Raw genomic sequence first — 19,833 nt, forward strand, 5'->3', positions numbered from 1 at the left:
GTTTAAAAATATGAAAAAATTATTGTTTATAATTACTGTTTTTTTAACTTTAAATATAGCAAAGGCAGAATTACCGAATATAGTTGCGCTAGTGAATAACGAGCCGATTACTTTAAACGAGTTTCGTGCGCGTAAGAAAATGATTATGGCATTAAATAACGTTGAAAGCGTGAATGCTGCGCAAGATAAGCAGCTTAGCAATTTGGCAATCAAAAGCCTAATTGATGAGGCGCTACTTTTTCAATATACTAAAGATAAAACTATTCCTGAGGAAGAAGTAGAGAATGCTATAAGAACCATTGAAGAGCGTAATAAAATGCCGAAAGGCTACCTTCTGCAATATCTTAAAAGTAGATCGGTCGACACCAATAGTTTTATCTCACAAATTAAAGGCGAATTGGTTAAGATGAATATTTTATCCGGCTTATCGAGATCGATAAATATTAGTAGCAAGGAAATAGACGCGACAATCTTATCGAGTAATATGAAAGATGCCGAAATTTCAATGCAAATTTTTACCGCAAAGGGTAAGGATAATAAAACACTTACGAAAATGTATAATTTAAAAAAGCGTTTAAAAAGATGTGCCGACGTCAAGAAATCTATGTATGAGAATTTTGCTATTATGGAGCCGTTTGACGGAAAACTGAATAGTTTAGACGGAATTTTGCAAACCATTACTAAAGATTTAAATATAGATCAGGCAAGTAGTGTTTTTGAAAGGAACGATAAATTTCAAATAATATTAATATGTAATAAAAAAATCTTAAATGTCAGTGAAGATGAAAATAATTACGTAGTAAATTTTTTAACAAATAAAAAAGTATCACAAAAAGCTCAGAAGTTTTTTGATAATTTACATAAAAAAGCTTACATAAAAATAATGCTACCGTCGTAGACTATGTTACCTTCAATATCCAAACATGCTGCAGCTCATAATATTATCGCTCTTAAAAGATACGGACAAAATTTTATTTTTGATAGCAGCTTGTGTGATAAGATCGTCCGCGTATCCGGTTTTGAAGAAAATGCCTATATTTTAGAAATCGGTCCGGGTACGGCAGGTTTGACTAGATCGATATTGCAGAAAAATCCTAAATCCTTAACCGTCATTGAAACCGATAATAGATGTATCCCGTTACTAGAAGAGATTAGAAAAAGTTACCCTGCTTTGAATATTATCCAAGGGGATGCGCTTAAAATTAATTTAGCTGATTTGTTTATAATCAAATCAGCCTTATCGCAGGGTAACAAAATAACTATTATATCTAATTTACCGTATAATATAGGTACTGAATTAGTTATTAGATGGCTAAAACAGGCGGAATTAATAAATAGCATGACCCTTATGCTGCAAAAAGAAGTCGTAGAAAGGATTTGCGCTTTGCCGAGTACAAAAGCCTACGGCAGATTATCAGTTATCTGTCAATTAATTGCTAAGGCAGAAAAATGTTTTGATGTGGCTCCTGCAGCTTTCTATCCGCCGCCTAAAATATATTCGGGCGTAGTTAAGCTGATGCCTTTGAAAATTTTACTGCCTCTTGATTTAATAAATAAAGTGGAATTAATAACGAGATTAGCATTTTCCGGAAGGCGTAAAATGATTAAGTCGTCTTTGAAGAATCTTACTCCTAAAATTAACGAATTACTTTTAGAATTAAAAATTGACGGTAATTATCGAGCCGAAAATCTCTCACCGCAAAATTATTTAGCTTTAGCGAAATCGGTTTAGTAACGTCAATTTGGAATAAATTTAAGTTTTTGATGTGTATCTGTGTGGATCAGAAATTACCGCAAAAAACTCGTCATTGCGAGACGGCTTTAGCGTTGTTGCGTGGCTATCAGAATCGTCATTGCAACAATGCTTGCAGCGGCTCGCTGACGTTTTATGTATCCACGCGAGCAATGCCTCCTCGCAATGACGATTAGCTACCTAATAATACCTCCCTCCCCAAGTGTGCCAAGAATGCAGAATCAGAAGAAGAGGATGCAATGCTGTATTTGACATGGTGGAAGGTCCACCGGAATCGAGCTGGTATGAGCAGATTCCAAACAACCTTAAGCTGCTGTATTCTAAGGAATATGGTAGTGAGCGTTAAGGAAAAGGCCCGCAAGGGTCATGTGAGATTTATGTAGGTAAACGAAAGTGAATTGCTGTAATTAAGTGTCGAAAGAGGGTTAAGTTCTCTGTCAAAACCTTTGGCTTTTGGGGGCTGAAGGGATAAGTTAGCTAACTGTCATACAATAGTTGAGCTATCGGCGAGCGGCACAGGAGGCAGTACGAACATAAATTAGGGTCAGATATGGAACTTGGGAATCAATAGCACTTTCCAGCTATTGAGGCAGATGCAGTTGTAGTAGTGAAGAAGCTTCTGTAATGGGAGTGGAGCGAAGGGCTGCATGTGGAGCGACATAAAAAAAAAATTAACAACTAAGCTAATTAAAGAAGGATTAATTAATATTATGTCAAAGAGGTACAACATTGCCTCAAATCCACAAAGAGCCGTATGAGGCGAGAGTCTCACGTACGGTTCTGTGAGCACCTCTGGTCAATACAGGGGTGACTCGATCTATTTTACTTCTTCTATTTGCTCGATAGCGTCACTTACTTCAACCTCGATAATTTCCGATTTTGAGGAAACAATTTGATAACGCTCTAGCGCTTGTGGGAGAGTTTTATTGCCGCCTTCAATACCGAGTTTCTGAATATTTTTTACACGCGAAATAAAATTACGATTAAATGAACCGGCAAATTTATCGTAATTAGTAACCATATTTTGTAAATTATTACCGATCTTTTGGGAATAATCAGCTATAGTAGCTATTGAACCTAATAACTTCCTGACTTCTTCTATAATAACCTTATAGTTTTCTGAACGACGATGATCGGTAATTTGAAATCTTGCAAATGATAGCATATTCATAATCCCGCTAGGGCCTACCGGAAATATATTATTTGTCCAAGCTTTTTGTAAGAAATCGGGATCGGCGGCAAGGATTTTCTCTACGGCTTGTTCGGTAGGTAAAAACATTAAAGTTATAATATTATTATAATTTTCTTCTTTACTATGTAGGCTGGCTAAAATATTTTCGGCATAATCTTTATTAGCAAGAGATTTCAAATGGTAATTCATAGTCTTGCTAAGATTTGCCGGATTTTGCTCATCTACTAGAAATTTAGAGGCTTTAGCGTCAATAACCATTAAATTACCGGAAGGAAGGAAAATCAACGCGTCAGGTCTGAGTCGTGCGTTATCTTGCGTTGTTAAGCCGTATTGAATAATGAAATCTAAGTTAGGGCGTAAGCCCGATGATTTCAAAATATTCTCTAATGTAATCTCGGCAAGTAGCCCTGCGCCGATAGGAGAAAGTAGCGACTGTTTAATTAAATCAACAGTTCCTTTTGACTGCTCGATATCTTTATTTAGCGCTCCTACCATCGTAATTAACCGCTCAAACTCGCTATTAAATTTTCCTGAAGCAGTAGCAATATTTTTCTCCGAAAGCTCTCTTGCTGCCGTATTTTCCATTTTATGTATTTCGATTAATTGCTTAGATAAATCTTTACCAAGGTCGAACAAGGCAGCTTTGGCGGATGAAAATGATTCGCTTCTTATTCTCTCAGAATCCTTAATAGTCTGCTCTTGATACTCTATTCTGCAGTTAAGCTGTTCTATCCTCTGCAAATGAGCTATTTTTTCCTGATTCAGTAATTGATTATTATTGTTAATTTCTAGATTTTGATCAGTTAAGAATTGTAGCTGCACTTTCAAGGTTTTAATTTTTATATAAAACAAAATAAATAAACCGAAAAAAGTAAAATAACTAATTATTAAGAGTAATAAGAGATAATGCATATTTTTTTATTTAGTGTTTTATATTAAAAGGGTAAAAATCATTGTCATACCGTGGCTATGACGGTGTTGTTGCATGGCTCTAAAAAAGTGCCGTATGTCATTCCCGCGCAGGCGGGAATCCAGGCTTTACTTTGTCATGCTGAACAAGTTTTGCGCATCTCTTGTAGTAGATCCTGAAATAAATTCAGGATGACTTAAAAGTATTTTTCTGGATTGCCGCGTCGGCATAAATGCCTCCTCGCAATGACGATTCCGGTAGCCATGCAACAACGCCTAGTTTTCACGGGAATGACATAGTACTTCCCTACCAATCTACCCTATCCTCTAGAGGACCCGAAGGCATAGCGGGTTTTAATAATTCAGGGGTTAATATAAATTTTGTTCTTTTGTCGATATTGGTTAAAAAAGAAAGATGATTACTATGAGGTTGTTGTATAACTACATATTTATCCCACTCCGGATATTGCCTATCCAAATTCTCTTGAGGATTTTGGGGACCGTAAACCTCTATGCTACCGAATTGATATTTTTTTAGCGGGAATAATTCATTATCATAGAAGAAATCAAATGGAAATTTATTACGCATATTCCTGTTAGTATATATAAATTTATTATCTTCTTGGTGAAATATAAAAATATCTAAGCAGCTTTTTTTACATATACTGTAAATTTTATTATACTCAATATTATATCCGAGTTTTTCAAACTCCGGTAATATTTTTTGCAGCCTTATTTCATCATCATGCATTATGCCGATATCTAAATCATCATCAAACGGGATTATACCTTGATGCCTTACCGCTCCGAGTAAAGTACCGCTTTCAATCCAATATTCTATTTGATATTTAGTAAGTATTTCATGAGTGTCTTTCATTAATTGGTAAAGATTAAGCGCTGTGGATTCACTAATCGCATAACTTTTTACCTGTTTATCCGTAGGTATGACGTATCGCCAATTATGTTCCCTTACGTAAGTATAATAAGCCCAAAAAGCAAAAATAATAATAATTATCCCTACAAATTTGGTAGGTAAAGTATTTTTACGTCTATTAAATTTTCTATTGATAAACATAATTTATATTTATTTTATAAAATAATGTTAACTACAATTCCACCTTCTTGTAAATAATATTTTATAAATTCTGCTGAGGTTACGCTTTTTAAATCTTCGGTTAAATCAGGCGACAAATTTATACCTTTAACTTCAAGTAATTTAATAGGCGCCTTAATTGAAAGATTTTTTTCGGCTTTAAATTTGCGTACTATATCCAGGATTTCTAATAAACCTTCTGCCTGTTTTGAATCTATAATATAGTTTAAATTATCATATTTCGACCAGTTACCTTTTTCATGTATCGAAGAACCGGTGCTATATAAAAGCTGATAAATTTTCTCGGTAATATGAGGTAAAAAAGGTGCAAATAGCTTTAATAAAACTTGCATTACATGATAAAGTGTTAAGATAGCACTACACTGTCCAGTAGGGTTTTTATTATCTTCGTTATAACTTCTAGCTTTACTAATTTCTAGGTAATTATCACAGAATACCGACCAAAAGAATTTTTCTATTAAATGCATAGCATTTGCATATTCGTAATTCTGCATCTCAATTGTTGCTTGTTTGATTAACTCTATTAGCTTGTTAATCATCCATTTATCTAAATCATGAGTAATTTTTTCGCTTACTTTTAAAAGATCGCTATTTTTATCTTTTTCCTCTAATTTATCAAAATGAATGGAAACGAATTTAGCGGCGTTCCATAGCTTATTAACTAGCCGTTTGCCGTTTTTCATTACGTCTTCGGAATAAGCAGTATCAGCTCCAAGTTTTGAATTTGCCGACCAGTAACGAATCACGTCAGAGCCGTACTGCTCTAACAGCTTTTCAGGTACTAAAACATTGCCTTTGGATTTTGACATTTTACTGCGATCTTCCGCCAAGCACCAACCGCTAACCATAATATTTTTCCACGGCAAAGTATTTTGATGTAAATGCGCTTTTAAAATAGTATAAAATGCCCATGTTCTAATTATTTCATGAGCTTGCGGCCTTAAATCCATCGGGAATAATTTGGCGTGCCTATCTCCGTTAACAGCTAAATTATCAGAAATGCCATGAGTTGAAAGTTGCGGTGAAACCGAGCTTGTCGCCCAGGTATCCATTACGTCGTAATCCGGTTCTACTTCGTGGCTTAAATATCCAAGAGGTAAATCTTTTAAAGGATCAACGGGCAATTGCGAAATATCGGCAAATAAAACTTTTTCTTCTTCACCGGGTTTTTTGGAATACCAAACCGGAAAAGGAACACCGAAATAACGCTGGCGGCTTATACACCAATCGAAGGCTATGGAGTTAATCCAATTCTCTAAACGAATTTTCATATTTTTAGGGTGCCAATTTAATTCATTTGCTCGCTTAAGCAATTCCTCTTTATGGTCTATTGTCCGAACAAACCATTGCGGCACGGTGAGTATTTCAAGAGGTGCGCCGGAACGCTCCGCACATTTTACGGTATGGGTAATATCCACCTGTTTTATAAGTAGATTTTGCTCTTTTAAAATATTAATAATTTTCTCGCGGGCTTCTTTTATTTTCAAGCCGTCTATCTGAATCGAACCATGAGAAAAATCTATAATACCTTTTTTAGTAATAATAATTTTTAAAGGTAGTTTATGAGTTTTCCACCAAGTTATATCGGTTTGATCGCCGAAAGTACAGCACATTACAAGCCCTGTGCCTTTATCTGGTTGTACTAAAGGATCGGCAAGCAAAGGCACTTTAACATCAAAAAGTGGCGTTACGGAAAGTTGACCTGCTAAATGTTTATATCTCTCATCTTCGGGGTGATAAAATACGGCTACGCAAGCAGGTAGTAACTCCGGTCTCGTGGTGGCTATAGTAAGCGGTTCACCCTTTTCAGTTTTGAAGTTAATATAATTCATTTGTGAAGTTTGCTCGATGTCTTCAATATCGGCTTGCGCAAGTGCCGTCCCGTCAACCGGATCCCATAAAATAGGTTGATTATTTCGATAGACTTCGCCTTTTTGTACCAAATCTAAAAAAGACATTTGCGATATTTTTCGAGATAACGGACTAATAGTTTGATATTCTAAATTCCAATCTACCGATAATGCGATTTGATTAAATAAATTTCTAAATTTTTCTTCTTCGCTTTTAACTACCTCCTCGCAAACCTTAATAAATTGTTCACGATCCATGTGAGACGCTTTAATTTTTTTTTGCTTCTCTACTAAACGTTCCGTCGGTAGACCGTTATCGTCAAATCCCATCGGGTAAAAAATATTTTTACCTAGCATACGTTGAAAGCGTACGATAAAATCCGTTTGCGTATAGCTATAAACATGACCGATATGCAGCTGTCCTGAAACGGTCGGCGGCGGAGTGTCTACTACAAACGTTTCTTCTTTAGCTATATTCTCGTCATAAGCATAAATTTGCTTTTCTTGCCAAAATTGTTGTATTTTTTTTTCACTTTCGGAAAAATTATAATTCTTTGGAAATTCTTTCATAATATAGTTATATTGGTGTTAAAATAGTCTGTTGATACTGTCATGCCGAGGTCAAATCAACGTTGTTGCATGGCTCGAATTTTTGCAAAGTGTACGGTGTCATGCCGTGACTTGATCACGGCATCCAGTCTTTTTATTAAAATTTTTTCTGGATACCGTGGTCAAGCCACGGTATGACACCGTACTTGTAATAACCATAATACGGTAAATTATGAGCCATGCAATAACACCCGAATCTCCTCGCAATGATGATTCAATGTAAACAAAAATATATCAACCTTATGCAAATGCCAAACAAATTCTTTCTTACTTTGAAGCTGATGAGGCTAAATAGCCCTACCGGTTATCTATTAGTATTTTTTCCGGCACTTTTTGGGATATTACTTGCTAAGCCTACAATAGTAGAATTAATAAAATTAGTGCCGGTATTTTTCTTGGGTAGCATCATTACAAGAAGTGCAGGCTGTGTAATTAACGATATATTTGACAAGAATTATGACAAACATGTTGCTAGGAGCAAAGAAAGACCTTTAGCAAACGGGTTATTAACCGTTAAAGACGCTTTAATCATACTAATTATATTATTAGTTTGTGCCTTATTGATTTTATTATCATTGAACAGAGCGGCTATATATATCGGTTTTTTTGCCTTTGTGATGATTATATTATATCCGTTAATGAAACGCTTTACTAATTTCCCGCAAGTATTTTTAGGATTAACTTTTAATCTCGGTGTATTAATCGGCTATGCTGCGATATTAGATAAGCTCACTATACAAGCTTTTATTATGTATATAGCATGTTGTAGTTGGACAGTAGGTTATGATACGATTTACGGCTTTATGGATTTGGTCGATGATAAAAAAATAGGCGTAAAGTCTCTTGCAAGATGGTTAGAAAATAAAAATTATAGGCTTTGGCTATATAGTTTTTATATTATTTTTATATTATTATTCATTCTAAGCGCTAATATAGCTAATTATAATATTAATTATATTGCTATTTCGGTTGCTTTAATAATGTTGTTATGGCAAGTGGCAATATTAAATATTAACGATCCCGCTAATTGCCTTGCAATATTTAAAAATAATAATTATGTCGGGTTAATGTTAGTTTTAACTTTTGTGGTTTGAAACTACATTATCCTCTACATCATTCCCTATTCTCGTATGTCATTCTAGCTAAAGGCGGGGCGTTGTTGCATGGCTCGAAGGCGGGAATCCATGGTTACATATCATAATTAGTGTATTAAGGTTAATACAAGTACGATGTCATACCGTGGCTTGACCCACTACGGTACGAACGTTTAAATAAAGAGGTAAAAATTCTGTCATTCCGTGGCTACGACCACGGAATCCAGCTTATAATATCATAAAAAGATTCAAAATAAGTCTAATATGGCTTTATTTTCCTGGATGCCGTGATCAAGTCACGGCATGACACAGCCTTTTTTCAACGTTCGTACAGTAGTGGGCTTGACCACGGTATCCAGAAAAAGCCTTAATAAAAAGACTGGATGCCGTGGTCAAGCCGGCATTGTTGCATGGATTAGAAATTGCCATAAAAAGGGTGTCATTCCCGCGAAAGCGGGAATCTAGAAAATTATAGTCATCCTGAATTTATTTCAGGATCTACTGCAAGAGATGCTGAAACAAGTTCAGCATGACAAAGAAAAGGCTAGATTCCCGCCTTTAGCTAGAATGACATCAAAAATTCGAGCCATGCAACAAAGCTTCCAGTCGCTCGCAATGACGGCTTACGTTTTTGCTCCTTAAGTTGACACCCATACGCCGTTGCCGGAATGACATCGAGAAGGTGGAAATGACACCGTTACAACTTAATATCTACTTCGCCTTATTCTTAGTTTCGTTTGCTTTATCATGAGTATATATAAAATCCTTAATAACCGGTACGATGAACTGCTTAAATTTACTACCGCTAAATACTCCGTAATGCCCCGCTCCTTTCTGCATATGATATTGCTTCATTGAATCCGGAATATTTTGACAAAGTTTTATCGCTGCTTTTGTTTGACCGACGGCTGCGATATCGTCAAGCTCTCCTTCTATCCCAAGTAAAGCACATTTGGTAATATCTTTTAAATTAATATGACGATCTTCGGAAACTAATTTTCCACGAGCTAAAGAAAATTCATGAAATACTTCTTCGATAGTTTGCAAGTAAAACTCTGCCGCCATATCCATAGGGGCTAAATACTCATCATAAAATTTAATAGTATGATCGGCTTTTTTATAATCTCCGTTTAGTAAATTTTGTAATAACTCTAGATGAGAATCTATATGGCGAGATAAATTTAGACTAATAAAACCGGCAAGTTGTAAAAAACCCGGGTAAACTTTCCGACCATGCCCGGGATAGTTAGGCGGAACGGTCATTGTAACTGTTTTACAAAACCACTCTAGGTTTTTGCTTAAAGCAAATTCATCAACTGCTGTCGGATTTTTTCTAGCATCAATCGGACCGCCGATTAAAATCATTGAATTCGGTACATTAGGTTGATTGTCCGACGACATTATACTAATAGCGGCAAGTAACGGTACTGTGGGTTGACAAACTGCCATAGTATGGGTATTAGGTCCAAGAAAATTGATAAACGCAATTGTATAATCGATAAAATCATCCATATCAAAACGTCCGGCTTCTACAGGTACGTAACTTGCATCTGTCCAATCGGTAATATATACATCACAATACGGCAATAATTCCTGTATTGTTGCTCGCAGCAAAGTAGCATGGTGACCGGCCATCGGCGCAATTATTAGCAATTTCGGCATTACTTGCTTACAGTCTATTTTATAAAAATGTTTTAATTCACAAAACGTTTTTTTTAAAATAACTTTTTCGTCAATTCCATAAGTTACGTTATCAATAATAGTTTCGGTAATATTAAATTTGGGTTTTTCGTATTTTCGGAGCATCCGTTCGGAAAGGGTCAGGTAAGCATGCATAATTCTTGCATAACCGTTATCTTTTAACGATTCATCTTCAAAGGCTTCTTTTAAAATTTTTATACCTAAATGAGTCGGAGCCATTTGCGCCCTAAGTCCTTCTAACATGTAATACATATAATTGGTATTAAGTTCACAATTATCCATATTTTTCCCCAAATAATAATTAATTTTATTTTAACATTAAAAAATTCTTATAGCATTAATTTTAGACTTTACTATTTATATTTTTATAATTAAGTGGTAATATAGTCAATGTAATTCTTGTATGGATCGAATTTTTGATGTCATTCCCGTAAAGCATTGTTGTGTGGATAGGTTAAAGCGTGTTTTATGTCATTCCCACGCAGGCGGGAATCCAGAAAAAAGCTTAAAAAAATAGTAGAATCATATAATAAATTCTACTATTGATTTGTTTAAAGGATTTCTGGATTCCCGCCTGCGCGGGAATGACATCGAACTACAAAAGTAATATCATGAATTAACTATAATAATATAAAATTTAGGATTATTTTTGAGATGAATAAAAAGACCATTGCGTTAGTCGGTAGACCGAATGTCGGGAAATCAACGCTCTTTAACCGTTTAAGTATCAGGAAAAAAGCTGTTGTTCACGATCAGCCAGGTGTTACAAGAGATAGAAAATATGCGAGTGCCGGGATTGCTTCTTTAGAATTCACCGTAATTGATACGCCGGGGCTTGAAGAGGTAAAATATGAAATGGGGCAGCCTTTAAGTGAGCGTTTAATGGAGCAGACAACTAAAGCGATTGTTGAATCGGATATAATATGTTTTATGGTCGACGGCAAAAGCGGCGTGCTGCCCGATGATAAATTACTTGCTCATTTTGTTAGAAAATATAATAAACCGACTATATTGATAATAAATAAATGTGAAGGGCGTTTTGATTTTGCTAAAGAATATTATCAACTCGGTTTTGATAATATGGTAGTTATTTCGGCTGAACACGGTGTCGGGATGGCGGATTTATACGATGCGATAGTTGAAGGAATCGCTAATAATGATTCTCAAGATAATTCTCCGAGCGAAAAAATTAGTGACCCTATAAAAGCCGATTATATTCAAATAGTGGTAAGCGGTAGACCAAATGCCGGAAAATCTACTTTCATTAATGCTCTTATTAACGATGAAAGATTATTAACCGGTCCTGAAGCCGGATTGACTCGCGAATCAATTGAAATTGATTGGCAATATAAAGGAAATAAAATAAAATTAATAGATACTGCGGGTTTGCGTAAAAAATCTACTATCAACGAATCGCTGGAAAAATTATCTGCCTCGGATGCTATTAATAGCATCAAATTTGCTAATACGGTGATTTTAATGATTGATGCCTTAGCTCCATTAAAGCAGCAAGATTTAAATATTGCAAGTTATGTTGCATCGGAAGGAAGAAGTATTGTTATAGTAGTAAATAAATGGGACTTAGTTAAGGAGTCTGAAAAAGAGAAATTTAAAGAAGAATTTGATTATCAAGTAAGTACTAACTTACCGCAAATTAAAGGCGTGCCGATAATATTTATTTCGGCTATTAACAAAAAAAATATAGAGCAAGTGCTAGACGCTTGCGTTAATATTTACAATATCTGGAATAAGAAAATAGCGACTAGCAAATTAAACGAGTGGCTTGGTTTTACCACCGAGGAGCATCCTCTGCCTCTGCAAAAAGGCGGTAGGCGTGTTCGGGTAAAATATATGACGCAAATAAAAACCCGCCCGCCGACTTTTAAATTATTTTCTAATAATCCGGAAAAAGTTACTGATAGCTATACAAAATATTTGGTAAATAATTTACGTGATGCTTTTGAGCTGCCCGGTATTCCTATTAGATTTATTTATGTTAAAACTAAGAATCCGTATGTAACTTAATGGGGGTTGACTGATTGTTTAGAGGTCATTTCCGCAGAGGCGGGAAGGTATTGTCGGTGGATAGGTTAAAGCATGTTCGATGTCATTCCCGCGAAAGCGGGAATCCAGAAAAAATACTTTTAAGTCATCCTGAATTTATTTCAGGATATTTATAATAGATGCTGAAACAAGTTCAACATGACAAGAATGGATTCCCGCTTTCGCGGGAATGACATCGAAAATTCGAGCCATGCAACAACGCCGGCTTGATCACGGCATGACAGACTACTTAGAATTTTCATTCCTAGCTTCCTGTATTCTTGTTTCTTTTAAAGAATCCACTAATGAAATATTTTTTTTATTGCGAGATTTTACTAAGGCTTGAAATTCTTTAATTTTATCTTTTAAAGAAATTAATTTTAAGTCATTTTCTAATATTAACATCATTCTAATTTTTTAAAATTATTTTTTATCAGTATATTTCACAACTTATTATATGTTTCATCTATATAATGCTTCACTATTCGTAAAATTTTAGCTTCTAGGCTGAGGTTTTTAGCTGCCCATTTTTTTATCCAAGGCTCGGCTAGCTGCCACATATTAACGTTCTCATCTAGCTGTTGTCCGATTCCTTCAACCATGACTAAAGTTTTTTGTAATAGCAATAGCTGCGGTTGTACCTCCATACCGAAATCCTCGGTTATTTTAAATAAATGTGCAAGCAACTTACCGACAGAAATATTTTTAGTAGCCATACCGACGATAGGTTCGGTAACTGCCCTACAGCTTTGGGCAAATAAATTTAAGTCGGTATTTTTAGGAATATAACCGGCTCTTAAATGTATTTTGGCGACTAATTTATAATCACGGTTTAAAAAACCGAAAAGGCTTTCGGCAACAGCTAAGCGATCAAATTCCGAGAGCCTGCCCATAATGCCGAAATCGAGCAACACTATTTTACCTTGCGCAGTTACTAAAATATTTCCGGGATGCAAATCGGCGTGAAAAAAGCCGTCCCTATATGCTTGATTAAAAAACATTACGGCAAATTTCCTAGCAATAAGTGAAAGGTCTAACTCCGCTGCCGTTAATTGATGAGTTTCATATATAGAAATGCCCTCGATCCATTCCGTGGTTAAGATATTTTTAGACGTAAATTGCCAGTATATTTTTGGGATGCATATATCAAGATCATCACGGAAATTATCGGCAAGCTCCGAAGCGGCAGCGGCTTCTAAGCGCAAATCAAGCTCATATTTCATGGTTTCCCGAAATTTCTCTATGACGGCTAGAGGTTTCAGCCTTTTTACTTTAGTAAATTTAGAGGCTAATTTAGCAAGGAAATATAGTAATTTAATATCTCGGTTATATTTTCGATGAATATCAGGGCGTAAAATCTTTATTGCGACAAATTCACCGGTTATTAATTGAGCTTTATGGACTTGAGAGATTGAAGCGGCGGCAATGGGCGTGTCTTGGAAGTTCAGGAATAGAGTGTCTAGGGGCGTATACTCGGATACATAATCGTCATTGCGAGGAGCGAAGCGACGTGGCAATCTAGGAAAAAAATAGTAAAAAATATTATGGAATTTATTATTTTTCTGGATTGCTACGTCGGCACTTTGTGCCTCCTCGCAATGACGAGTAAATGATTTATATATTAGCTCCTTTGCTATTTTACTATCAAAGGGCGGTAATTTATCTTGCAGAGATTTTAAGTATTTCGTTACGTCTAACCCGACTAAATCGGGTCTTGTAGAAAGTGTTTGACCGAATTTGATATAGATAGGTCCGAGCTGTTCTAAACAGTTAGTTAGACGCTTGCCGAAATCTTGAGAAGGTTTTTTTATTAAAGATAGAGGGGAGAATATTAGCGTCAAAATATAGCCGATAATTTTAATACATAGCGGTACTTTAATATCACCTGCGTCAAGTAAAATTTGCTCTTTGCTAATACTTCTCAGAATATGTAATAAATTAAAAAATATATTCATAATTTATAAGCACTATGGATGGCAACAACACCGTTAGTAAGATTTTTATATCGTACTTCCTCAAAACCGGCATTTTGGATCATTATTTTAAAATCATCTTGCGAAGGAAATAGCTTAATACTTTCAACTAGATACTGATAAGCCTCTTGATTGTTAGTAATAATTTGCCCGATTTTCGGAATAATATTGAAAGAATAAAATTCATAGAAATTTTTGAAATAACCTTCTTCTAGTTTAGAAAATTCAAGGCATAAGAATTTTCCCATCGGCTTCAAAACGCGATGGGCTTCCTTTAAGGCTTTATCGATATTTGGGATGTTTCTAATACCGAAAGCAATAGTATAATAATCAAAACTATTATCCGGAAAAGGCAAGTTTTCGGCGTTGGCTAGCACGTAATCAAGATTTTGCAAAAAATTAAGGTTGATTGCGCGTTTTTTAGCCTTATCAAGCATTTCCTGATTTATATCGCAGAGAGTCATAGAAAGCTCAGCTGCTTGAGTTTTAGCCTTTTTCACAATTTTTAAAGCAACGTCACCGCTGCCGCTAGCAACATCTAGTATATTTGAGTTTAAATTGGGAATTTGTCTAATAAACTCATCTTTCCATAGGCGATGCATTCCACCGCTCATTAAGTCATTCATTAAATCGTATTTATCTGCTACGCCCGTGAAAATATTATTTACTAAATGCTGTTTATCGGTCAAATTAACTTTTTTAAAGCCAAAATTTGTCTGGTTCATATTATTTAAGTATATTATATTGAGATGGAAAGTTATTACGATGTCACTCCGTGGCTTGACCGCGGAGTCCAGAAAAATAAGTACTGGATGCCGTGGTCAAGCCACGGCATGACAAGTATATTTAAAAATACTTAAAAACTATATAAAATGCCAGAACTTCCTGAAGTAGAAACGTTAAAAAACTCTCTTGAGCAAAAGCTCCTAGGTCTTGCTATAAAGAATATAGAGCTAAAAAGAAATAATTTGCGTTATATATTATCCTCAATGCTGGCTAAAGAAATTTTACATACAAATATTGTGACCGTTAGGCGGCGTGCTAAATATCTTATTATTGATTTAAATAACGGTTATTCTCTTATAATTCATCTCGGTATGAGTGGACGCTTCACGCTGCAACCGCCTGATTACCAAACCAAAAAACACGATCATGTAATTTTTGACCTTACTAGTAACGAGAAATTAATCTTTAACGATGCTAGGCGTTTTGGGATGATTTATAGTTATGAAACCAAATTTTTAGAAGAAAAGTTTTTTTATAATTTAGCTATCGAGCCTTTGTCCGATTTACTAACTACCGAATATTTAAAGAGTAAACTCGCTACTCGCAAAATACCGATAAAAAATTTATTAATGGATAATAAAATTATCGTCGGAGTGGGTAATATTTACGCCTCCGAAAGCCTGTTTTTAGCTAAAATCCATCCGAGTAAATTAGGTGCGGATTTAACGATTGAGGAAATAACTAAGCTAATTACCGCAATTAAAAATGTGTTATCGAAGGCGATTGCAGCAGGCGGTACCACTCTTAAAGATTTTGTCAGCGGTGATAATAGCCCGGGATATTTTAAACAGCAACTTACGGTTTATAATAGAGAAAACGAAAAATGCTTAGATTGTAATGGGATAATCATTAAATTAAAGCAATCAGGTAGAAGTAGTTTTTACTGTTCGTTATGCCAAAAGTAATAAATATGTTATGGCTTGAAGGTATTATTGTGTGAATAGGTTAAAGCATGCTCTATGTCATTCCCGCGAAAGCGGGAATGACATCAATACAATTTTCAAAAACTACTACTTGACATTTAAATTATTATTATTTATAAGCCATTCCTATTAGTTTTTCAATTAATAGTTGTCTTAATATGAAAATAAAACCCGTTATTATGGCAGGTGGTCAAGGTGCAAGATTATGGCCGCTATCACTCCCAATCAAGCCAAAGCAGTTTTTAAAAACTCCCTTAGAGCTAAGTTTATTGCAAAAAACTTTAATTAGAAATAAATCATTTGGTACACCATTAGTAATAACAGGTGAACGGTATGAATTTATAACTAAGGAACAAGCCGTAGAAATCAATACAGAAATAGAATTAATTACCGAACCGCTAACAAAAAATACTGCTATGTGTGCAGTTATTACGGCTCTAGCTGCAAAAAATAACGGTTTTGATACTGTAATATTACTGCCTTCCGATCATTATATATCGGATGAAGAGAAATATTTAACAACTATTAATAAGGCTTTAAGTTACGTAGAAAAATGGGGGATTTGTACTATCGGTATTCCCATCGACCGACCGAATATTGAATATGGCTATATAAAAGCAGAGACTAGTATTACCGAAAATATTTATCAAACTAATCATTTTATTGAAAAACCTTCTTTAGAGCAGCTTCAAAATTATATACAAAACGGTAAGTATTTTTGGAATTCGGGAATTTTTATTTATAATATTGATTTTTTATTAAATCATGTGTATAAACTCCGACCTGATTTATGGGATATAGCGCAAAATGCGTTAAACTCAGCTACAAAAAACGCAAATACTATAAAGCTAGATTTAGAAATTTATAGTAAAGCTAATGCCGTTTCTATAGACAAGGCCATAATAGAGCATATTCCCGAAATGATTATGATAAAAGCAAATTTTGCCTGGAGTGATCTTGGAACTTGGCATTCTTTATGGCAGATAAAGCAAAAAGATATTACCGATAATTATTGCGAAGGAAATGTCGTAATCGGTGATACGACAAATTCTTATATTAGCTCCGATAATAAACTAACTATGGTAGTAGGTCTTGATAATATAATTGTTATCAATACTAAAAATGCTCTTTTAGTAGCGGATAAATCAAAAGCCGCCGAAATAAAACAGCTTGTGATGCAAATAGAAGAATATAGGTCCTAATAATATTTATATTGATTAATGAATTTTTACTAATACAAGTAAATAGCTAAGGGTATTTTAATTAAAGAGAAGCGTTGTTGCATGGCTCAAATTTTTAATGTCATTCCCGCGCAGGCGGGAATCCAGAAAAATTTATAGTCATCCTGAATTTATTTCAGGATCTACTAAAAGAGATGCCGCAAACTTGTTCAGCCTGACAAAGACAAAAAAACATGGATTCCCGCCTGTGCGGGAATGACATATTGACGCTTTTATCGAGCTATAAAACAATCCCTTATTCAGCTTAATCCGAAGTTTTAATTGCCCAGAATGCCGCTAAAGCTATTACGGTTATATATATCCCGACGGATAAGGAGTTATTTGTTACATGCCAAAGCATTAAACAAATCGCAGGAGTTAGGCGGCCGATCAGCGAAGAGCCGATACTACTACCGATACCTACTAACATATATTTATCGGATGTTTTAAATAAATTGTTTAACCAGCAATTTAGTGGGCATAAAAATGTTACTCCTAAAATTACAATCCATATTCGGACAAAGTTAACATACCATAAAGAAGCATTATTAAGAAATAGCCATAAAGGAATTATAGTTAAAATCATGACCGTAAGAGTATAACTCAGTATTTTTATATAAGGTAATTTTTCTACTAAACGTCCGATTATCGGTATCATTACCATATCAAAAATCAATAGCCCCGTATTAAAAGCCATCATTGTCTCAAGAGATATATTAGTAATTAGCGGAATAAAGCTATTCATAAATACAAAAGGCATGATATAAGTTAAGTAAGAGAAACCTACTACGAGACTAACTCGTGAAATATTTAGTTTGTTATTCCATAGCACGATTAAATCACGTGCAGCGTCATTCAGAAAACTTGTTTGAAGAATAAATGTCTCAACGTCATTGCGAGGAGATGCGTAGCATCGACGTGGCAATCTAGGAAAGAAATAATATAAAATTTTACAAAATTTATTATTTTTCTGGATTGCCACGCTGCTTGCAGCAGCTCGCAATGACGGTGTTTTTTGCAACGGTTTTGATCCATGCAACAATGCCTTATGGGAATGACATAGAGGAGCACCGGAATGACATCTAATATCCTCACTCTTCCTTAGAAAATAACCTACAAGCGCCGTAACCCCGCCGAATATAAAACACACTCGCCAATATTTATTATAATCTACATCTAAAACTATAGTGCTGATAAATGAAGCAAGAATAATACCGACCATAGTAGAGGTCTCATAAAGGTAAGAAGCTTTAAGTGCTTTTCTTTCTTCTTTATTCTCTAAAATATATAATTTTGCAATAGCACATTCACCCTCGGAATATATACCTTGCAATATTCTAAGCACAACTAATAACATTGGAGCGAGCCAGCCTATTTGTGCATGAGATGGTATCAAACCTATCAAAGCAGTAGTTAAAGCAACGCCAATTAGAGAATGTGACAAAGCAAAAAAACCGCCGTATTTTTTAGCAATAACCCCGAAAAAATACGAACCGATAGGACGTGTAAATAAAGAGGTAGCAAGAACGCTATAGGTAAGTATCAAGGCGATGACTTGATCATGATTTGGAAAAAAAATACCGGCAAGCAAAGGTGCAAGAAAACCGTAAAGTGCGGTATCGAAATGATCCATCGCATTACCGATTAGGATGGAAAAATCCCTTTTGCTTAAATTGCTCATATATTAATAATTTAAAATTTATAATGAATTATAAGTATGTAATCTTCCTTGTAAATATTTTTTTAAGAGATATTATTGTTATAAATGATGTGTTATTTCTCGATGTCATTCCTAGCTCAGTATTACCTGTGTGGATCAGGTGTCATTCCTGCGAAAGCAGGAATCCAGAAAATAATCTTAGTATTGGTACATATTTGATAAAAATAAGCATATAAAAACTTGTTTTTATATGCTTTACTGGATTCCCGCATACGCGGGAATGACATAGAGAAATAGCACATCATGTATTAAGTTTTAAAAAGGAGTGCTTAATGAATAATTTAAAACAAGGAACATTTATCACTTTTGAAGGGGGCGAAGGAATAGGAAAATCAACCCAATGTCAAATGCTCTATGAATATTTAAAATCACAAAATATCCCCGTTATTTTAACTCGTGAAGTCGGTGGTACTGCAGTTGCTGAAAAAATGCGTGAAATTCTAGTGCATGAGGAATTACTGCCAATGTCGGAGTTATTACAAGTTATGGCAGCTCGCTATGATCATATCCATAAAAAAATTCTGCCTAGCCTTCAGGAAGGTTATACGGTTATTTGTGATAGATTTATAGACTCTACCGCTTGTTATCAAGGACAATATTCAGAGATAGGAGTGAATTTGGTCTATGATCTGCATAAATCTTTAATGGCAGGTCTTATGCCTAATAGTACATTTTTTATAGACGTCAAACCGGAAATTGCTATAGAGAGAATGACTAAACGGGACTTTAATAATAAATTTGATAAAAGGCATTTAGATTTTCATCAAAATATTTATAATGGCTTTAAAGAGTTGGCACAAAAATTCCCAGAGCGGATAATAACTATTGATGCCTCAAATCTTGATACCCAAGCAATACATGAAATGATAATAAATAACTTAGTTAATTTAAAGAGTTGTCATACCGTGGCTTGACCCACTACTGTACGAACGTTGAAAAAAGGCTG

General features: G+C 34.9%; 19 protein-coding genes and 1 pseudogene. 12 read left to right on the forward strand and 8 right to left on the reverse strand.

The window, feature by feature from the left end:
* Positions 1-10 precede the first annotated feature (10 nt).
* From AAGD64_RS01740 to AAGD64_RS01750, 3 genes are read left to right on the forward strand one after another with little or no spacing between them, the layout of a single operon-like run.
* A complete protein-coding gene (locus tag AAGD64_RS01740; protein WP_341793632.1) occupies positions 11-898 on the forward strand; it encodes a SurA N-terminal domain-containing protein in 888 nt (295 codons plus the stop codon).
* Positions 899-901: 3 nt separating this feature from the next.
* On the forward strand, positions 902-1,732 hold the full coding sequence (gene rsmA / locus AAGD64_RS01745) for a 16S rRNA (adenine(1518)-N(6)/adenine(1519)-N(6))-dimethyltransferase RsmA (RefSeq protein WP_341793633.1): 831 nt from the start codon (positions 902-904) through the stop codon (positions 1,730-1,732).
* 44 nt (positions 1,733-1,776) lie between these two features.
* Complete coding sequence (locus AAGD64_RS01750) at positions 1,777-1,929, forward strand: hypothetical protein (protein WP_341793634.1); 153 nt, start codon at positions 1,777-1,779, stop codon at positions 1,927-1,929.
* Between the two features lie 641 nt (positions 1,930-2,570).
* Here AAGD64_RS01750 and AAGD64_RS01755 read toward each other — a convergent pair.
* The 3 genes from AAGD64_RS01755 to AAGD64_RS01765 all read right to left on the reverse strand — a co-directional run bounded on the left by AAGD64_RS01755 (position 2,571) and on the right by AAGD64_RS01765 (position 7,388).
* Positions 2,571-3,857: a DNA recombination protein RmuC gene (locus AAGD64_RS01755; RefSeq protein ID WP_341793635.1), complete on the reverse strand. Its 1,287-nt coding sequence runs from the start codon at positions 3,855-3,857 to the stop codon at positions 2,571-2,573.
* A 304-nt stretch (positions 3,858-4,161) separates the two neighbouring features.
* Positions 4,162-4,929 (reverse strand): LicD family protein, encoded by a 768-nt coding sequence (locus tag AAGD64_RS01760; protein ID WP_341793636.1) that lies wholly within the window; start codon positions 4,927-4,929, stop codon positions 4,162-4,164.
* Positions 4,930-4,943: 14 nt separating this feature from the next.
* A complete protein-coding gene (locus AAGD64_RS01765) occupies positions 4,944-7,388 on the reverse strand; it encodes a valine--tRNA ligase (RefSeq protein WP_341793637.1) in 2,445 nt (814 codons plus the stop codon).
* Positions 7,389-7,669: 281 nt separating this feature from the next.
* On the opposite strand from AAGD64_RS01765, the gene ubiA reads away from it, so the two are divergent.
* The 3 genes from ubiA (at position 7,670) to AAGD64_RS01780 (ending at position 9,163) form a co-directional block, all read left to right on the forward strand.
* Positions 7,670-8,521 carry a 4-hydroxybenzoate octaprenyltransferase gene (gene ubiA / locus AAGD64_RS01770; RefSeq protein ID WP_341793638.1) on the forward strand — a complete coding sequence of 284 codons (852 nt, stop codon included), beginning with the start codon at positions 7,670-7,672 and terminating at the stop codon, positions 8,519-8,521.
* A 303-nt stretch (positions 8,522-8,824) separates the two neighbouring features.
* Positions 8,825-8,986 carry a hypothetical protein gene (locus AAGD64_RS01775; protein ID WP_341793639.1) on the forward strand — a complete coding sequence of 54 codons (162 nt, stop codon included), beginning with the start codon at positions 8,825-8,827 and terminating at the stop codon, positions 8,984-8,986.
* 45 nt (positions 8,987-9,031) lie between these two features.
* Entirely contained in the window at positions 9,032-9,163 is a 132-nt protein-coding gene (locus AAGD64_RS01780; RefSeq protein ID WP_341793640.1) for a hypothetical protein, read from the forward strand.
* 69 nt (positions 9,164-9,232) lie between these two features.
* On the opposite strand, the gene AAGD64_RS01785 is transcribed toward AAGD64_RS01780, so the two are convergent.
* Positions 9,233-10,504, reverse strand: a complete 1,272-nt coding sequence (locus AAGD64_RS01785; RefSeq protein ID WP_341793641.1) for a polyhydroxyalkanoate depolymerase — start codon at positions 10,502-10,504, stop codon at positions 9,233-9,235.
* Between the two features lie 372 nt (positions 10,505-10,876).
* Here AAGD64_RS01785 and der point away from each other — a divergent pair, with 372 nt between their 5' ends.
* Entirely contained in the window at positions 10,877-12,247 is a 1,371-nt protein-coding gene (gene der, locus AAGD64_RS01790) for a ribosome biogenesis GTPase Der (RefSeq protein WP_253308044.1), read from the forward strand.
* A gap of 229 nt (positions 12,248-12,476) precedes the next feature.
* Positions 12,477-12,611, forward strand: coding sequence for a hypothetical protein (locus AAGD64_RS01795; RefSeq protein ID WP_341793642.1), 135 nt, complete (start codon positions 12,477-12,479; stop codon positions 12,609-12,611).
* 97 nt (positions 12,612-12,708) lie between these two features.
* Here AAGD64_RS01795 and ubiB read toward each other — a convergent pair whose 3' ends face one another.
* Together ubiB and ubiE are read right to left on the reverse strand one after the other, a co-directional pair.
* Positions 12,709-14,220, reverse strand: coding sequence for a 2-polyprenylphenol 6-hydroxylase (gene ubiB / locus AAGD64_RS01800; protein WP_410526078.1), 1,512 nt, complete (start codon positions 14,218-14,220; stop codon positions 12,709-12,711).
* A complete protein-coding gene (ubiE, locus tag AAGD64_RS01805) occupies positions 14,217-14,963 on the reverse strand; it encodes a bifunctional demethylmenaquinone methyltransferase/2-methoxy-6-polyprenyl-1,4-benzoquinol methylase UbiE (protein WP_341793643.1) in 747 nt (248 codons plus the stop codon). Before ubiE ends, ubiB begins: the two co-directional genes overlap by 4 nt.
* Before the next feature lie 147 nt (positions 14,964-15,110).
* Between ubiE and mutM the strand changes: the two genes are divergently transcribed.
* The 3 genes from mutM (at position 15,111) to AAGD64_RS01820 (ending at position 17,387) form a co-directional block, all read left to right on the forward strand.
* Positions 15,111-15,929: a bifunctional DNA-formamidopyrimidine glycosylase/DNA-(apurinic or apyrimidinic site) lyase gene (gene mutM / locus AAGD64_RS01810; RefSeq protein ID WP_341793644.1), complete on the forward strand. Its 819-nt coding sequence runs from the start codon at positions 15,111-15,113 to the stop codon at positions 15,927-15,929.
* 176 nt (positions 15,930-16,105) lie between these two features.
* Positions 16,106-17,149, forward strand: coding sequence for a mannose-1-phosphate guanylyltransferase (locus AAGD64_RS01815; protein WP_341793645.1), 1,044 nt, complete (start codon positions 16,106-16,108; stop codon positions 17,147-17,149).
* Between the two features lie 97 nt (positions 17,150-17,246).
* The gene (locus AAGD64_RS01820; protein WP_341793646.1) at positions 17,247-17,387 is read left to right on the forward strand and encodes a hypothetical protein; all 141 of its coding nucleotides are present in this window, start codon (positions 17,247-17,249) and stop codon (positions 17,385-17,387) included.
* A gap of 57 nt (positions 17,388-17,444) precedes the next feature.
* On the opposite strand, the pseudogene AAGD64_RS01825 reads toward AAGD64_RS01820, so the two are convergent.
* A pseudogene (locus AAGD64_RS01825) lies at positions 17,445-18,848 on the reverse strand (MFS transporter); the annotation flags it as partial.
* 122 nt (positions 18,849-18,970) lie between these two features.
* The gene (locus AAGD64_RS01830) at positions 18,971-19,132 is read right to left on the reverse strand and encodes a hypothetical protein (RefSeq protein ID WP_341793648.1); all 162 of its coding nucleotides are present in this window, start codon (positions 19,130-19,132) and stop codon (positions 18,971-18,973) included.
* 27 nt (positions 19,133-19,159) lie between these two features.
* Here AAGD64_RS01830 and tmk point away from each other — a divergent pair, with 27 nt between their 5' ends.
* A complete protein-coding gene (tmk, locus tag AAGD64_RS01835) occupies positions 19,160-19,801 on the forward strand; it encodes a dTMP kinase (protein WP_341793649.1) in 642 nt (213 codons plus the stop codon).
* Positions 19,802-19,833: the final 32 nt, after the last annotated feature.

The sequence above is a fragment of the Rickettsia endosymbiont of Ceutorhynchus obstrictus genome (assembly GCF_964026565.1).
In the GTDB taxonomy this organism is placed as follows: Bacteria; Pseudomonadota; Alphaproteobacteria; order Rickettsiales; family Rickettsiaceae; genus Rickettsia.

Bases quoted from the DNA above. Each gene is read 5' to 3' on its own strand.
- AAGD64_RS01740 (WP_341793632.1), top strand. From the start codon at position 11: ATGAAAAAATTATTGTTTATAATTACTGTTTTTTTAACTTTAAATATA.
- rsmA (WP_341793633.1), top strand. From the start codon at position 902: ATGTTACCTTCAATATCCAAACATGCTGCAGCTCATAATATTATCGCT.
- AAGD64_RS01755 (WP_341793635.1), bottom strand. From the start codon at position 3,857: ATGCATTATCTCTTATTACTCTTAATAATTAGTTATTTTACTTTTTTC.
- AAGD64_RS01760 (WP_341793636.1), bottom strand. From the start codon at position 4,929: ATGTTTATCAATAGAAAATTTAATAGACGTAAAAATACTTTACCTACC.
- AAGD64_RS01765 (WP_341793637.1), bottom strand. From the start codon at position 7,388: ATGAAAGAATTTCCAAAGAATTATAATTTTTCCGAAAGTGAAAAAAAA.
- ubiA (WP_341793638.1), top strand. From the start codon at position 7,670: ATGCAAATGCCAAACAAATTCTTTCTTACTTTGAAGCTGATGAGGCTA.
- AAGD64_RS01775 (WP_341793639.1), top strand. From the start codon at position 8,825: ATGACACAGCCTTTTTTCAACGTTCGTACAGTAGTGGGCTTGACCACG.
- AAGD64_RS01780 (WP_341793640.1), top strand. From the start codon at position 9,032: ATGCTGAAACAAGTTCAGCATGACAAAGAAAAGGCTAGATTCCCGCCT.
- AAGD64_RS01785 (WP_341793641.1), bottom strand. From the start codon at position 10,504: ATGGATAATTGTGAACTTAATACCAATTATATGTATTACATGTTAGAA.
- der (WP_253308044.1), top strand. From the start codon at position 10,877: ATGAATAAAAAGACCATTGCGTTAGTCGGTAGACCGAATGTCGGGAAA.
- AAGD64_RS01795 (WP_341793642.1), top strand. From the start codon at position 12,477: ATGCAACAACGCCGGCTTGATCACGGCATGACAGACTACTTAGAATTT.
- ubiB (WP_410526078.1), bottom strand. From the start codon at position 14,220: ATGAATATATTTTTTAATTTATTACATATTCTGAGAAGTATTAGCAAA.
- ubiE (WP_341793643.1), bottom strand. From the start codon at position 14,963: ATGAACCAGACAAATTTTGGCTTTAAAAAAGTTAATTTGACCGATAAA.
- mutM (WP_341793644.1), top strand. From the start codon at position 15,111: ATGCCAGAACTTCCTGAAGTAGAAACGTTAAAAAACTCTCTTGAGCAA.
- AAGD64_RS01815 (WP_341793645.1), top strand. From the start codon at position 16,106: ATGAAAATAAAACCCGTTATTATGGCAGGTGGTCAAGGTGCAAGATTA.
- AAGD64_RS01820 (WP_341793646.1), top strand. From the start codon at position 17,247: ATGTCATTCCCGCGCAGGCGGGAATCCAGAAAAATTTATAGTCATCCT.
- AAGD64_RS01830 (WP_341793648.1), bottom strand. From the start codon at position 19,132: ATGATGTGCTATTTCTCTATGTCATTCCCGCGTATGCGGGAATCCAGT.
- tmk (WP_341793649.1), top strand. From the start codon at position 19,160: ATGAATAATTTAAAACAAGGAACATTTATCACTTTTGAAGGGGGCGAA.